The sequence below is a fragment of the Streptomyces sp. NPDC002499 genome (genome assembly GCF_053595415.1).
The window spans coordinates 177,860-192,612 of record NZ_JBSFXO010000004.1; the positions used below are offsets into that span (position 1 = coordinate 177,860).

Genomic DNA, 14,753 nt, shown 5'->3' on the forward strand with positions numbered 1-14,753 from the left:
GTGGAAAAGCAGGCGCCCACCCCATGAACCCCACCCGATTCGACGCCGCGTGGACCGCTGCCCTGGGTCACGCCCACCGAGCCGCCGAAACCGGCAGGGACACCGTCCTCGTACGCGACCTGTTCGGACGCGCGTCGCTCCTCCTCGACGACGAGGACGAGCCGATGTCGGCCGAGGAACTGGCGTCGCTCGCGGAGGAGTTCCGACGCGACACCCGGGCCTTCGCAGGCGCCCAGCCCGTTCAGGCCGCGTCCACGATGTTCGCACCGGAGATGTTCTTCGCCTCGCCCGAACTCATCGTGCAGGACGAGGGCGAGCCGGGAAGCCGAGGCCGGGTTGCCGTACTCGAACGGACCGTCGTGGGCGCAGACTGGGCCCGGGAGACCGCACCGGGCGCTTCGCCGCAGCCCGAGGTGCGAGAGCGACGCGTCGCGCTGTACGGGTTCAAAGGCGGAGTGGGGCGCTCCACCGCCACGGCCGTCCTCGCCCGACACTTCGCCGAAAAGGGCCACTGCGTCCTCGTCGTCGACCTCGACCTGGAGTCCCCGGGAGTCTCCTCGCTCCTGCACAGCTTCGACGAACTACCCGATCACGGCATCGTCGACCACCTGGTCGAAGCCGGTGTCGGCAACGCCGAAGGGCTGGACCTCGTCACCCAGAGCTCGTTCTTCGTGCCCTCACAGGGCAACGGGGAGATCTGGCTGGCGCCCGCCGGAGGCCGCCCCCGCGACGACTACGACTACCTCGCGAAGCTGAACCGCATCTACAGCGACCTGCCGGCCGCCGAACCGGGCGGCGCGCCCAAGCCGTTCTGCGTACGGCTGGAGGAGGCCATCGCCGCCTGCGAGGCACAGGTGGCCGAGATTTCGCGGCAACCGGACGTGGTCCTGCTCGACAGCCGCGCCGGCATTCACGACATCGCCGCCGTCACCCTCACCCAGCTCAGCGGGCTCTCCCTCCTCTTCGCCGTCGACAACCCGTCCACCTGGTACGGCTACGGCATGCTGCTCTCCCAGTGGAAGCAGCACCCGGACCGGGCCGTCGACCTGCGCGAGCGCCTCCGTATCGTGGCCGCCATGTTCCGCTCTGCCGGGGACATACAGCGTTTGCACAAGCTGCGCGACAACGCCCAGCTGATGTTCGCCAAGACGCTCTACGACGACGCGGAGGGCGCGGACCTGGCCGCGTACCACCCGGCCCTGGAGGACAACCAGGCCCCGCACGCGCCCATCCCCATCCTCTTCAGCCACGACCTGATCGGCCTCGACCCGCTCCAGGACCGCGACTGGCCCGAACTTCCCTTCGTGGAAGCCGCGTACAAGAGGTTCCTCAAAGAGGTCGAACAACTCGTCTTCCCGAGCGAGGAGCTGTCATGACGGACGCGCTGTCCACCGACGAGTACCGGACGCTGCTCGCCACCGCCCCCGGCAGCGCCTTCGACGCCGACACCGTGAGCCCCGACGTCACACGGCTGTTCACTCCGTCGAGCCACCGACGCGCGCTGGACCCCGACGTGACGGTGGTGCGCGGCGCACGCGGTTCCGGCAAGACCGTGTGGACCAAGGTCCTGAGCGACGACCGGATGCGCGAGATCGCGGCGGCTTCGTACATGATGCCCCGGTTGGAACGGATGACGGTCGCCACGGGCCACGCGAAGGGCGGCGAGCCCAACCTGCACCACCCCAGCAAGAACGTCATCAGCAGGCTGCTGGAGGATCCCCGAGTCACACCTCAGCACCTCTGGTCCGCCATCGTCCTGACGGGACTCCAGGTCCCTGAGATCCTGCGCATCGAAGGCTGGGACAAGCGCGTCCGCTGGGTTGCCGACCACATGGAGTCCTACGAACGCGCCCTGTGGACGATCGACCAGGAGGCCCGCAAGAGCGGCCGCACCCGTCTGCTGATCTTCGACGCCCTGGAGCACCTCCACAACGACCGGCAGGTCGTCGACCGCCTGGTGTCCGGCCTCTTCGAGGTGGCACTCGATCTCCGCATGAGCACCGGCGCGATCCGGGCGAAGATCTTCGTCCGTCCGGACATGTACGAGAGCGCCCCCAAGCACTTTCCCGACGCCTCGAAACTCGGCGCCAACGCGACCGAGCTGACCTGGACAACGGAAAACCTGTACGGCCTGCTCTACCACCAGCTCGGCAATCACGCGAGCCCCGAAGCGGAGAAGTTCCGGGTGTGGACCGGCAGTTGGAACAGGGAGGGCGAAGGCCGGTTCATCGCCCCCGTCGACGTCATCGCCACTCCGAAGCGCCAGCACGATCTGTTCGTCACGATGGCCGGCCAGTACATGGGCACGAGCCACCGCCGCGGCTACACGTACACCTGGCTTCCCAACCACCTTCAGGACGGCCGGGGCCAGGTGAGCCCGCGCACCCTGCTCCAGGCCGTCTCCACTGCGGCGACAATCACCCGGGACCGGCATCCCACACACGAGCACGCCCTCCACTACGACGCCATCCGGGCATCCGTGAGTACCGCTTCCCAGATCCGCGTGGACGAGATCACGGAGGACATCCGCTGGGCCGCGGTCGCCGTCGAACAACTGCGGGGCGGCCAGGTGCCGATGCAGCCGTCCGTGGTCCTCGCCTACTGGCGGGACGCCTCCCTCTCCGGGAAACTGCGCGAGGTCCTGGCGAACGGCTCGCAGGGCAGCGGCCCGGAGGACGTCGACAACCACCGTGAGCTGATCGACGAGTTGGAAAGGCTCGGCGTGATGACACGGCGTGCGGCAGGCGCCACCGACCTGCGCGACTACGCGGTCGACATCCCCGACGTCTACCGTCTGGCCTTCGGAATCGGCCGCAAGGGCGGCGTTTCCAGGCGCACCCACTGACAACCGGCTGGGGCCTGCGCTCGCCCTTGGCAGTGGGCGCGGGTCTAGGCCGCCGCCGCAGCCACCGCTGCCAGGAACTCGCCGTCGAGGTACGCCCGTTCCCCGTCCCCGCCGATCACCTCGACCGTCCGCCCGTCCAGGTGCGGGACCTGCGTCCGCGTGTCCACAGGGCAGAGCAGCCACAGCCCGTGCGGGTCGTCGGCCGGTCGGCGGGCCGCCGTCTGCAGCCGGACCAGGAGGTCATGGCCACCCTCGTCCCAGTACCGGGCGAGCAGCCCCGCGTCATGCAGGAAGAGCACCGCACGCGGCGCCGCGGCCCGCTCCAGCAGGACGGCCTCCAGACGCACCCACACCGCACGTACGAACGAAGCCAGACCCCGTTTGATCTGCCCCGGCGCGGAGCCCGCGTCAGCGCGCAGGACCTTCTCCCAGTCCTGCCCCTTCTCCGCCGCCAGCGCACGGAACTCGGCGAGGAACTCCCGCCCCAGGTCGACACGTTCGACGGGGAACGCCGCAGCCACCGCCTCTGCCGCACCCGGCAGCCGGCTGCCCTTCACCGTCAGCGCGAGGAATCCACCACGCTGCACGCTGGACGAGAGCCTGGCACGGGTGGCGGCATGCGGATCCCCGTCCACCTCCGCGACCGCCGGGACGCCATGCCCGGGTGACAGGTAGCTGGTGCCCGTCCCGGTAGAGGTCCACTGGCCGACCGCCTCCAGGGCCGGCGGGAAGAACCGCTCCAGCTTGGTGTCGTACCGAAGCTCGAAGCGCGCCTCCCTGAGGGGGTCCTCCAGCTCGACGTACGTCGGCTCCCGTTCCCCGGAGAGCGCGTCGAGGACCGGGAAGCGGGCACGCAGCCTCGCCAGCAGCTCGGCGACCGTGATGCCGCGGTCCCTTCGTACCCCCGCCCCCGCCTGCGAGATCCGCAGGGCGCGGTCCAGGCTGAGGTCACGGGGATACAGCTCAAGACGGGGACTGACCTCGGTCCCAACGGCGACAGCAGCTGCGAGGGCTACCAGCCGGGTGTCCGCGAGCGGTGCGAAGCCCTCCGGGGCGGGCACCGCACGCAGGTCGCGGACCACCGCGGCCCGCCCCGGCAACGGCTCCTGACGCGCCAGACGCTCCGCTTCCGTCCCCAACTCAGCCGCATAGTCGGCCAGTTCGCGGGGGCTGGGGTCGTCTGTCCCGGGCAGCGACTCCCCCGCGATCAGTACGGTGTCGCCTCGCCGGTGCACGGCCAGTCGCGGCTCGTGCTGCTCCGCGCCTTCGCCGTCCCACAACTCGGCCTCGGTGGCGGCCCGTACAACGGCCAGCGCCCTGGCGAGCGTGCGCTCGGGCGTGTCGTCGCCCGCGCCGTGCCGGACGCGCAGTTCAGCGGCGGCCTCCTGGGCGGTCATGACTCGCCCTGCCGCCGTCACGATGTCGACGAGTTCGTCGCGCACCCGCCCCAGCCAGTCCGCTTCGGCCCACTGCTTGATCTCGATGCGGTGGTGGCGCGAGACCGGTGGCTGCTTGATCTTGAGGTGGTCGGCGATGCGTGCCTGAACCGGCCAGGGGCCCAACGGCGACAGCCCACCCTCCTCGGGCGGCAGGCCCAGCGTGAGCCGGACCACGGGCGCACGGTGGGAACCTTTGCGACCGGGCTCAGGGGTGAGCCGGACGGCCATGTCGTCTATCGACAGGACCAGCGGCCCGTCCGGGTCGGAGCCGCCGTCCGCGCGCGCTGGCGGCACCTCCGGGCGGGCGTCGGCCCCGGTGGGCTGCCGCAGCGCGACCGCCCACTGCTTGCGACGCCGGTTGAGTTCCTTGCGTACGAGCGCGCCGGCGCCCCGCGCCTTCGAGATCGCGTACGGCTGGACGTTGAGCAGCTCCCCCACCTTGGTGGCGCCCAGGCCATGCGCGACGGACACAGCCCGGGGCGACAGGCCCGCGGCCTCCAGCAGAGTCTCGGCGTCCGCAGCCTCCGCTGCGGCGTCGCGGGCCTCCTCGGCGTCCTCGGCCTGAGTACCGACCGTAGCGGGGGTGGTGGCCGGCTTGGTCGCGTCGGCCGCCCGGAACACCTCGCGCCACTCGTCGTGCATCTGCCGCAGCGTGTCGAAGCGGTGCTCGGCGTCGCGGTGCAGCGCCCGCCGGAAGAAGGACGTAAGGCCGTCGCTGAGGGCAGGCTCGAACAGCTCTGAAGCGACGTACAGTTCGGCGGACTCGTTGGTGAGCGGGTCCACCTGTCCGTCGCCCCACATGGGGCGCTCTCCGCCAGCCATCTCGTGCAGGGTGACGGCCGCCGCGTACCGCTCGGCGTGGTCGTCGTAGTACGGCCGGCGCATGGAGCCGAGGAACGGGTCCAGGTAGCCGCGCGTGCCCGCCTTGATGTCACGCTCGGAGGCGTCAGCGAGGGAGAAGTCGAACAGCTTCAGACGCCAGATCCGGTCCTTGCTGTGGTGGATGCCGAAGTTGTCGGGCTTCAGGTCGCGGTGCAGGACTCCGTTGGCGGCCAGCTGGTCCATCGCCTTGAACAGGTCATCGCCGAAGCGCTCCAGCTCGTGGTAGGTCAGCTTGCCCTTGCCTCGCAGCCGGGCGCCCAGGGACTGCTCACCGGCGTACTCGAGCTGCAGGACGGTCCGTCCAGCGATCTCGCGCAGCCCCTCGCCCCGCAGCTGCACGATCGCGCCGCCGCCGACATCCTTGAGGACGCCCGCCTCGGCACGCAGCCGTTCCGCCTTCTGCTCGTCCAGGGCGACTTTGAAGACCCACTCGTCGATCTGTACGTCGCCGTCTTCGTCCTCGACCGCGCGCTCCACGAGAAGGGCGCGGGCCGTGGCGCCGGTGCCGAGGACGCGGCGTACGGACCATTCGGCGTCGAGCGACTGGCCGGGCAGTGCCTCCAGCGGGTCGACGCCGATGGCGGTGGGCGCCTCGGGCAGCACGCTGGCGCGCTCTGCCCTGTCCAGCAGGTCGAGGAACTCTTCGGCTGAGCCGAGGCGTTCGTTGACGTCGGAGCGGGTCGCCTTGAATACCAGCTCGTCGAGCGCGTCCGAGAAGCCGTCGGCGACGGCGTACAGATGCAGGCCCGAGTCGGTGCGCAGACGCTCGCTCAGGGCACTTCGCTGGGTGGCGGGAGGCTGGCCGGTGAGGATCAGGTACGCAACGGCACCGAGCCCGAACATGTCCAGGTCGGCCGGATCGGCGTACGGCTGGTCGGTCTCGGGGGCGAGATAGAGGCGGGCCGCGTCCTCGATCAGAGCTGCGTCGAGCGCCGAACCGCCGATGGACCGGAAGAAGGTGGCATTGCTGTCGAAGTCTCGGGCGGCTGTCTGCCAGTCGGTGATGCGCAGTTCGGGGCGCGTCCCATCGGAGCGGAAGGAGACGTAGACGGAACTGGCCGCCAGGGCCCGGTGGTAGAGGGCGCGATTGTGCGCGTAGCGGACCGCTTCGGCGAGCTGCCGCACGAGGTCGAGGCGGATCTCGGGGGTGAGCTTGCCGCCGTAGGTGGCCAGATACTGGTCGAGGCGGAGGTCCGTGTGCTTGTGACGGAAGAGGATCGCCGGTCCGCCCTGGTGCTCCCGGATCTCGACGGCCTCGACGATCCCGCGGTGCGTGATGCCCTGCAGTACCTGGTACTCCCGGCGCGCCGCGCGATCGGTCGACTTCTTCGCCGCCTCGGTGGCCATGTGGCCGACCAGGTAAATGCGAACGCGGCCCTCCTCCTCCACAAGTCCGTCGTCGCGCGTTGCCAGGCGGTCCTCCCAGGACTGCCCGCGGTCCAGGGGATGCGGCTGCAGTTTCCAGGCGTCGCCGAACCGGAGATGGGCCGTGGACTGCTGCACGCCGATGGCCTTCAACAGACGCGGCAGAGTGTCCCGGGAGAAGTCGGGCGTGATGCGACGGTCGGGGCGGTCCGGCGGCAGCCCGAGGAAGTCCTGCCAGATGCGCTTCAGACCGGTGGGGCGGTCGTCGCGCCCGTAGACCTTGACTCTTTGGACATCGTCAAGATGGCTCTCGAGGTCCGGAGCCGAGAGAAAGATCGCCGGTTCCACGCGTGGCACGGAGCGCTCGGGGATGCCCAACTTGCGCGCCGCCCACAGGAGTCTGCTCTTGAGGTCCTTCGACTTGGCGTCGTTGAAGTGGAGCGGGTTGTTGATCGTCCTGGTGCGGTCGGAGCCTCGAAAGTTCCAGGTGGATCCGTTGTTCTCCAGCCGCCCCGGGTGGCTCTTGATCTCGACCAGGTACAAGCCCGCGGGCACCGCGATCAGCAGGTCGCACTCGTTGATACGGCCCGACTGCGCGGTGAAGGAGAACGTCGCCCAAGCGCGATAAGGCTCGGCGGCCGGCATCAGGCGCCGTACATGGTCGAGAGCGTCCTGCTCCCAGGGGTACGGGGATGGCCGATCCTGGAACCACTGCTGCGCCGGACGCGGCGGTCCGGGCTTGGGCACCGGACGCGATCCTGCTGCCGTCACCGTCCGACCTCCGCTGTCCGCTTCTCGCCTTGTTCACGGCGAAATCCCCTGGCCGACCTTACCGTGCCCCACCGACAGGCCGGATCCGTGTTTGTTTCACGGCTCGGTCACGGCGAGGGCGGTGGGATGCTGCTGGGCGAGAGCGACGGCGTCGGCAGGGGTGCCGGCTCGGAACAGCTCCGCCGCCGACGGCACCGCCGCCAGTCCGACACCACGACCCGGCCCCGTCCACTTGCCCGTCACCATGCGATACCTATGCTGCAGCTCTCCTACTCGCGGGCAGAGTGTTCCGGAGGCCGGCGCCCGTATAGGCCCGGTCAGCGAGGATCGGGACGCCCTGTCGCTACAGATCTGGACGATGCGGTGGCTGCGGGCTGCGCACTGCGGGCAGATCGTGGGGTGCGGCCCGGTAGTGCGGGCGAGATCCACAGCACCTCACCGGCGGGATCGGTGACGACCTGCACGTTCACGCCGTGCCGACGGTGCTTGGCCGAGTAGCCACCCCGGCTGTCGCCGGCACGGTCACACTCGGCGAGGGTCCCGTGCAGCAGGACGAAGTCCGGATCCCGTTCACGCAGTACCTTCAGCAGACCCGGAGCCCGGTCGGCGGGCAGTTCGACGACGGCCGTGACGTAGGCGTGCGCGGTACTGACGGATATGCCGAAGCCTGCCGCGATGCGGGAGAGAGTGTCATGACGGCGCAGGTACACGAGAGCGACGAGCGCACGCTGGTGTGGCGGGAGTTTGCGGTGTCGGTCACCCTCGTAGGTGACGAGGAGCTCGTGACCCACTCAACCAGGCCATATGGAACCAACGAGGCTCCTGCGCCGATGGGTTGAGGCTTCGAACACCTCCCCCAACGGCACAGGACCCTCGCGCGTTGTGACCCCTATACCACCTCACCTGCGTCCCCCAGTGGCCCACGCTGAAAAAGCTCACGGACTGACCGGTCTGGTGGATGATGGCATCTCAACGCCGACTATGGGGGTAATGCGATGAGAGACGACGAATTTACGGCCATGATGCAGTTCCTCTGGGCCCGTCTTCACGAGGACGAAACTGCGGCTCGCGCACTGAAGCCCGGCAAGAACCAGAATGTGGCAAAGTTGCAGGCTCGTGTCCTCGCCGACGTCGAGGCGAAGCGCCGGCTCATGGACTGGGTGGAGGAGTTTCCGCGGAGGGTGGAGGACAACGAGGAGCGCGTCCTCTGGAAGAGGGCGGCCAGGAAGTTGTGCGCGGGACTCTCGCGGGACTTCCGCAGCCCTGCGATCTACGCACTCGTTGCGGCGTACGACGGCCATCGCGACTTCCACCCTGCGTGGCGGCTGGTCGAGGTCGAGGATGAGTACGAGCCACGTGAGGGCACTCTGATGGCTCGCACTGTGTGACCCGCAGGAGACCGAGGGCGCGTAACGATGAGGAGCGCTATTAGCCCAAGGTGGCGCCAGGAGGGGGCTGGAACGGCGCGCGTTGACGAGACCCCGACGGTCTCGACGCGACGTCAGGGGTTTCCAGAAGGACATGAAGAAGGCCTTGGGGCTACGGCCTGGGGGAACGAGGAGACGGCCCGGATGCTTGCCCCGGAGGCAAGATCGTCCGGATCTGCGAGCGACAAGGCGTCCCGATCCTCGCTGACCGCGCCCACACGGGCTCCGGCCCCCGGGTCACCACCGGCCTCAGACGCCGACCCGGCGGTGAACTCGCCCCCACCCAGCGCACCCTCGACCGCGCCGTCACCCAGGCACGAGCGCCCGTCGAACGCGGCATGGCACGACTGGAGTCCTGGCAGATCTTCCGCAGATCCCGCATCGGCCCCAACCGCATGACCGTCACCACCAAGGCCGTCCTCACCCTGGAGAAGCAACGCTGAAAACGCTCGCCGAGAACCGTTTGTCCTAGAACGGCAGAAACCCTCACGCTTGCCGCGTACTGGACCGTGCAGGTAGGCGTCGTCCGGCTCCTTGGGGGCACCGGCGAACCAAGTGGAAGGCGAAGGTCACCCAATCAGGGGCCCTGCTTTATCCCAGTCGGGACCAGGCTGGCCAACATGGCCTGAGTCTCGGGATCGGTTGAGTAGAGTACGGTACCGACCATCCCCCGCGTGAGTAGCACTTTGTAGGTATTTCGAATAAGGCGACCGAAGGCTCCTCGCTCCGCCTTTTTCACGGCGTGGTCCTTGCTCTCTCCAGGAACAGCACGCCACTCATTTCCGCGCCACACCAAGTCGGGACCGAAGATCATTCCGTTCCAAGCGTACTCAAATCCTTGGGCCGTGTAAATGCACCCGATCTGCCCGAAGCCTGACGGATCAGTGGCCCACAGCGAGGAAACGGGTGCCCCTCCTACAGGTTGCTCACCTTTGAGGTTCCAGGGCCTGCGCCATTCCCCGATAACCACGTCGTCGACGAGGCTGCCGTCAATCCGCGGCTCGTTCCACCGCCAGCAGAATCCTGCCGTCATGCGAGAGGTGTGGCCGGATTCCTGCCGACCGCGTAGGTAGCTCTCCATACCTTTGGGTGATTCGGCGACGAGCAACTCGAAATCTTCCTCGGGCTGCCACTGAATCGGACCACCGGGCTCAAGGCCAAGGAGACGGAGGACCCAATTTTCGTAGGCACGGCTCCCGCCGCACCGGAACTGACTGTTGAGATCGACATGGCGAACAATGCACCCGCGTGTGCGAGAAGCCTCGTCGATGGTCTCGACACTTCCCATCTCCCCAGGCCTCACGACCTGATGCTCGTCGATCAGGAAGACGGGGACCCTGGCTGCGTCGATGAGCTCCTCCACTTGGCTTCGACCGCTCCGATGCCCGGCGTACGCGCCCTGCCTCGACGACCGCTGGCGAATTCGATGGGCTTCATCACAGATCAAGACGTCCAGCCCGTTTCGTTCAGCACTTGTGAAGTCGAAGAAATAACGGAAAAGCTTTGGAATTCGGCCATTCTTAGTGCCGACGACATGCCGAAGAGTGGTAGTGAAGGACTTGGACCCGGTGGCGTGGACAACGCTTCGCCCGTTCCTCCCGAGGTGTCCCATCAGGTGCAGCGCAATGATGCTCTTACCCGAACCAGGACCCCCGGATATCACTATGACTTCCTTTTGGTCCGACTGTCGCGACAGGTTTGCCGCCCGCTTCACCAAACGCGCCGCCACCTCTTGTTCATCCATCAGGAGGAACTCACCGCCGTCGATTATCTCGGCAGCGGCGGCACGCATTAGCTGGCGGCCGGGAGCACGGGGGCTATCCAGGAGATAATCAGCCTCTTCCGCACCATCCAGGGCAGAAAGGCGGGTCTGTAGATACCTAATAAGTTCTCCGCGGGATGTATCCGTGAAGAGTTGCGCCTTCGCGTCGGGTACTCTAAAAAGTTCACTGACATCTTGATCGGCTGCGTAGTGCAGATAGGCCACGCCCGCGACGACGTCCTCCTGATCACTCAGCACATTGGTAAAATCCTGCAGGTAGTCGCAGTAGCGGCGCACTTGGGCCACAGGATGTAGAACCGGTCGATTGCCCATTCTCGCTACTAGACATAAATTGTCAGTGCCAGGAACGAGGCGCGCTTCGCTCCACTGCTTAAGTTCGACGATGACGTAGGACGGTCTGCCCGTCGTGGGGTGGGAGCCAGCAAGAATAATGTCTGCGCGAAGGCTGGTTAGGGGTAATCGGTGCTCTATCAGCACCTCGACGTCATCAAGCCCTGCATCGAACAGAACCTCTGCCAGGGCCGGGATGCTGTTCTCCCACGAGCGGCGTTCACTGAGCGACGGGCCCTGGAAGAGCACGGAGCGGTACTTCTGGGCGAGTCGCTCAGAGAGGGCTCCATCACTGCACTGGTCGAACAGCGCGCGTGCGGACATGCGAAGAAGAGGCACGGAAGATCTCCGTAAGGGCGGTGGACTCGAAGGCAGGGGGGCTAGCGGGGGCTTACTCCCGGAACCCCTGAAGGTGCATCTGGGCAGTCAGGCGAGCGGTAGGCGGTACTCGAAGCTCCTGGGCCTCAGGTCCTCCTCAGCCGGCGTCCAGTCGTGGAGGTGCGACACCCTGCCGCCACTCGCTGTGTAGGTGTCGGTCCGCAAGTCCACCTTGATGTCACTGACCACAAATAGGTCCACGGTGTTCTGCGGGTCCCGGGCATGCTCGACCTCGTTGATCGTCAGGTCCACGCTCGTGGCCGCTCCCGTTGTGCCCTTCACCTCTACGCGACGCTCTTCCCTGTCACGGGTGCAGTGGAGGTCGTACGGCTTGCCAAGGCGTTCGACCGTCCAGCCCTCCCCCTCGTAGTGAGCGACTGCCATGTCCTCCGCGTGCAGTTCGATGGCCTTGCGCTTCTTGGGGTCGGAGACGAAGCCCGCTCCATTGGAGGGCCGCTTCGGTGGCTTGGGCGGCTTCACCTGCTCCGCGGTGAAGCCGGGCGTGCGGTTCAGAGCCACCGTCTGCTCTTCCGACCAGTTCGCTGGAATCCCGGCCGCATCGAGCAACGGCTGGGGATCCATGTCGACGAGCATGCCTATGCCTCGTTGAGTCCCCGAAACACGTATGGCGTCACTGGCGGCCATTCCAAGCGGCCCGTCCTCATCGAGACGGACGTCGCGAAGTACAGCCAACGGCTCGATGCCGAAGCGCACCGGGTACTTGATGGCGTTCTCGGCTTCCTCGTCCGGCCAGTGAGGAGCCTCTGCCTCGTAGAAGTTCTCACGTACTTCGAACAGGTACAGAGTGATCTTCTTGGAACTCCATATGTCGAGGTGTACGCGCGGACCCACTCCCGTGGCCAGCACGGCGAAGCGCGGGCACGCGGACCGGTACTCGGGCCTCCTTACAGGGAACCCCCACGATCGAGTTTCGATCCCGTACTGCAGATTGCGCTGGGTTCCGGGCGATTGAGCTACGTGGACCATCACGAACGAGGATGTCCGCGAGGGACCGTGGAGGGGAGCAGGATCGTCGCCCTTGCGGCTGCCCTCGTGCCTCGCCAAGTGCCTTCCTCCGTGACCGCCTACCTCTGCGCCGATCCCAAACGATCGACTGAGCCCATGACCATGCCACATTACAGTCAGATTTTCATACAACTAAAGTCAGAGGTTGGCGAGTTGGCAGAACAAATCAGACACAGGACGTGATGGCACCTCAGTGCTCACCCTGAACCCGCTCAAGGCACGCTGCTCAACAACATCACGCCCCGCGTCCGCACACGCCCAGTGGCTCGGACCACGAAGGCGGACCATGCCCACCTGCTGGGCAGTGATCCGGGCTGTCCTGGCAGACGAGGTGCACGCCTTCGCCGGCGACGACCGGCTCTTCGCAGACCCCAACGCCAGACCCAGCAGCGACTCCGGCGCCAGTAGCACTTCTCGCAGCTCATGGTCATGATCAGCAAACGCCCGACGCAGGCCACTGACCGGGCCGTTCCCGGCCACTGGGAGGACGACCTGATCGTCGGCAAGGAGAACGGCTCAGCCATCGGAATACTGGTCGAACGCAGCACTCGTTTCAGCATGCTCATCCATCTGCCGACTGACCACACATCCGTCAGCGTCCGCGACGCCCTCCAGGAACCGTTGAAACCCGGCCGCCGCGCCTGAAACGGTCTCTGACGTGGGATCAGTGCTCCGAGATGGCCGCCCGCTAGGAGTTCACCGTCGCTTCCAATGTCCCGGTCTACTTCTGCGACCCGGCCAGCCCCTGGCAACGCGGCTCCAACGAGAACACGAACGGCCTGCTGCGTACTTCCCCATGAGCACCGACCTGTCCACCCACACCCGCGAGGACCTCGCCGCCGTCGCTGTCGAAACGAACAGTCGCCCAGGCAAGACACTCGGCTGGGAAGCCCCGGCCGCGCCTCTGTCTAACTGCTCGCTGCCTGACCAACCGACTACGTGTTGCGACGATCACCGGAACCCGCCGAGTCCCCCCACGACCGTCTTCGTAGTCCTGCAACAGGGCTGCCGGCCTTCGGAGTTGCGGCGTTTTCCCACGTCGGGAGGCTCTTCGTAATGTGAATGTGGCGATCAGTGCCGTGGCAGGGCCGGACGAGTACGACCGGAGGACACCCCGTGATCGACACTGGTGACATCGACGTCTATCTCGGCCTGGACGTCGGCAAGGGCGAACACCACGCCACCGCACTAACCCCGGCCGGGAAGAAGACCTTCGACAAGCGGCTGCCCAACAGCGAACCCAAACTCCGCGAGGTCTTCGCCAAACTGCAGGTCAAGCACGGCACCGTCCTCGTCATTGTCGACCAGGTCGCCTCCATCGGTGCCCTGCCCCTGACCGTCGCCCGCGAACTCGGCTGCCATGTCGCCTACCTGCCCGGCCTGACCATGCGCCGGATCGCAGACCTCTACCCCGGCGAGGCCAAGACCGACGCGAAGGATGCGTTCATCATCGCCGACGCCGCCCGCGCCATGCCCCACACACTGCGGACGGTCGACCTCGACGACGACACGATCGCCGAGCTGCAGATGCTCGTCGGCTTCGACGACGACCTCGCCTCCGAAGCCACCCGCCTGTCCAACCAACTGCGGGGCCTGTTCACACAGATCCACCCGCATCTTGAACGGGTCCTGGGCCCGCGCATGCAGCACCCGGCCGCGCTCAGGCTGCTGCACCAGTTCGGCTCGCCCGCGCAGATCCGCAAGGCCGGACGCCGACGGCTCGTCACCCCCTGATCCGTCCGAAGGCTCCCAGGATGGCCGAACGGCTGATCGACGCCGTGTTCACCGCGCTCGACGAGCAGACCGTCGTCGTCCCCGGCACGGATGCGGCCGCGCTGATCGTTCCCAGCCTTACGTCCTCCCTCCAGGCAGTGCTCGACCAGCGCAAACTGCTGGCCCGCCGGATCGAGGAACTCCTGGAGGCCCACCCTTTTTTCCAAGGTCCTGATGTCCATGCCGGGCATCGGTATCAGGACCGGAGCCCGCATCCTAATCGACGTCGGTGACAGCATGGCGTTCCCGTCTGCCGCACGCCTTGCCGCCTACGCCGGCCTCGCCCCTGGCGACCCGGACCTCCGGCTCGTCCATCCGCGGTGAACAGCCCTCACGGAGAGGAAACAAGCAGCTCAAACGGGCCTTCTTCCTCTCCGCGTTCGCCGCCCTGGCCGCCCCGGTCTCCCGCACCTACTACGACAAGAAGATCGCCCAGGGAAAGCACCACACCCAGGCCATCCTCTGCCTGGCCCGACGCCGAGCGGACGTGCTCTTCGCGATGCTCCGCGACGGCACCGTCTACCAACCACCAACCCCAGCTGCCCCTTGACCGAAGTCATAGGGGCACCCCCCGGGGGGGACTCAATGCCGGTACTCATCGAGCCACCGTCCAGCACCGCGACCCAGTGCACAACGCGTGCGCACTTGCGCGGAACCCTAGGGAGCTCGCGGGTAGAGGCGGGAGACGCCCAAAACACGACAAAGAACCCTGAACATGCCATAAGGCCAGGTCA

General features: G+C 67.1%; 7 protein-coding genes and 4 pseudogenes. 6 read left to right on the forward strand and 5 right to left on the reverse strand.

Going from position 1 to position 14,753, the window contains the following annotated elements; all coding sequences use genetic code 11:
- Positions 1–23: 23 nt before the first annotated feature.
- Both ACWD5F_RS11775 and ACWD5F_RS11780 read left to right on the forward strand, forming a co-directional pair.
- Positions 24–1,376 (forward strand): KGGVGR-motif variant AAA ATPase, encoded by a 1,353-nt coding sequence (locus ACWD5F_RS11775; protein ID WP_451253439.1) that lies wholly within the window; start codon positions 24–26, stop codon positions 1,374–1,376.
- Positions 1,373–2,845, forward strand: coding sequence for a hypothetical protein (locus tag ACWD5F_RS11780; RefSeq protein ID WP_451253441.1), 1,473 nt, complete (start codon positions 1,373–1,375; stop codon positions 2,843–2,845). The genes ACWD5F_RS11775 and ACWD5F_RS11780 overlap by 4 nt, the downstream gene beginning before the upstream one ends.
- A gap of 44 nt (positions 2,846–2,889) precedes the next feature.
- Here the strand turns inward: ACWD5F_RS11780 and pglW are convergent, their stop codons facing one another.
- The 3 genes and pseudogenes from pglW to ACWD5F_RS11795 all read right to left on the reverse strand — a co-directional run.
- A complete protein-coding gene (pglW, locus tag ACWD5F_RS11785) occupies positions 2,890–7,278 on the reverse strand; it encodes a BREX system serine/threonine kinase PglW (protein WP_451253442.1) in 4,389 nt (1,462 codons plus the stop codon).
- Positions 7,279–7,398: 120 nt separating this feature from the next.
- Positions 7,399–7,548 (reverse strand): hypothetical protein, encoded by a 150-nt coding sequence (locus ACWD5F_RS11790; RefSeq protein ID WP_451253444.1) that lies wholly within the window; start codon positions 7,546–7,548, stop codon positions 7,399–7,401.
- 49 nt (positions 7,549–7,597) lie between these two features.
- Positions 7,598–8,134 (reverse strand): annotated as a pseudogene (locus ACWD5F_RS11795) (transposase family protein); the annotation flags it as partial.
- A gap of 163 nt (positions 8,135–8,297) precedes the next feature.
- On the opposite strand from ACWD5F_RS11795, the gene ACWD5F_RS11800 reads away from it, so the two are divergent.
- Both ACWD5F_RS11800 and ACWD5F_RS11805 read left to right on the forward strand, forming a co-directional pair.
- Positions 8,298–8,690, forward strand: coding sequence for a DUF6221 family protein (locus tag ACWD5F_RS11800; protein WP_451253446.1), 393 nt, complete (start codon positions 8,298–8,300; stop codon positions 8,688–8,690).
- A 200-nt stretch (positions 8,691–8,890) separates the two neighbouring features.
- Positions 8,891–9,172 (forward strand): annotated as a pseudogene (locus ACWD5F_RS11805) (transposase family protein); the annotation flags it as partial.
- Positions 9,173–9,306: 134 nt separating this feature from the next.
- Here ACWD5F_RS11805 and ACWD5F_RS11810 read toward each other — a convergent pair.
- Together ACWD5F_RS11810 and ACWD5F_RS11815 are read right to left on the reverse strand one after the other, a co-directional pair.
- Entirely contained in the window at positions 9,307–11,166 is a 1,860-nt protein-coding gene (locus ACWD5F_RS11810) for a DNA/RNA helicase domain-containing protein (protein ID WP_451253448.1), read from the reverse strand.
- 102 nt (positions 11,167–11,268) lie between these two features.
- Complete coding sequence (locus ACWD5F_RS11815; protein WP_451253450.1) at positions 11,269–12,285, reverse strand: protein NO VEIN domain-containing protein; 1,017 nt, start codon at positions 12,283–12,285, stop codon at positions 11,269–11,271.
- A 372-nt stretch (positions 12,286–12,657) separates the two neighbouring features.
- Between ACWD5F_RS11815 and ACWD5F_RS11820 the strand changes: the two are divergent.
- Positions 12,658–13,303, forward strand: a pseudogene (locus tag ACWD5F_RS11820) (IS30 family transposase); the annotation flags it as partial.
- Positions 13,304–13,308: 5 nt separating this feature from the next.
- Positions 13,309–14,569, forward strand: a pseudogene (locus ACWD5F_RS11825) (IS110 family transposase).
- Positions 14,570–14,753: the final 184 nt, after the last annotated feature.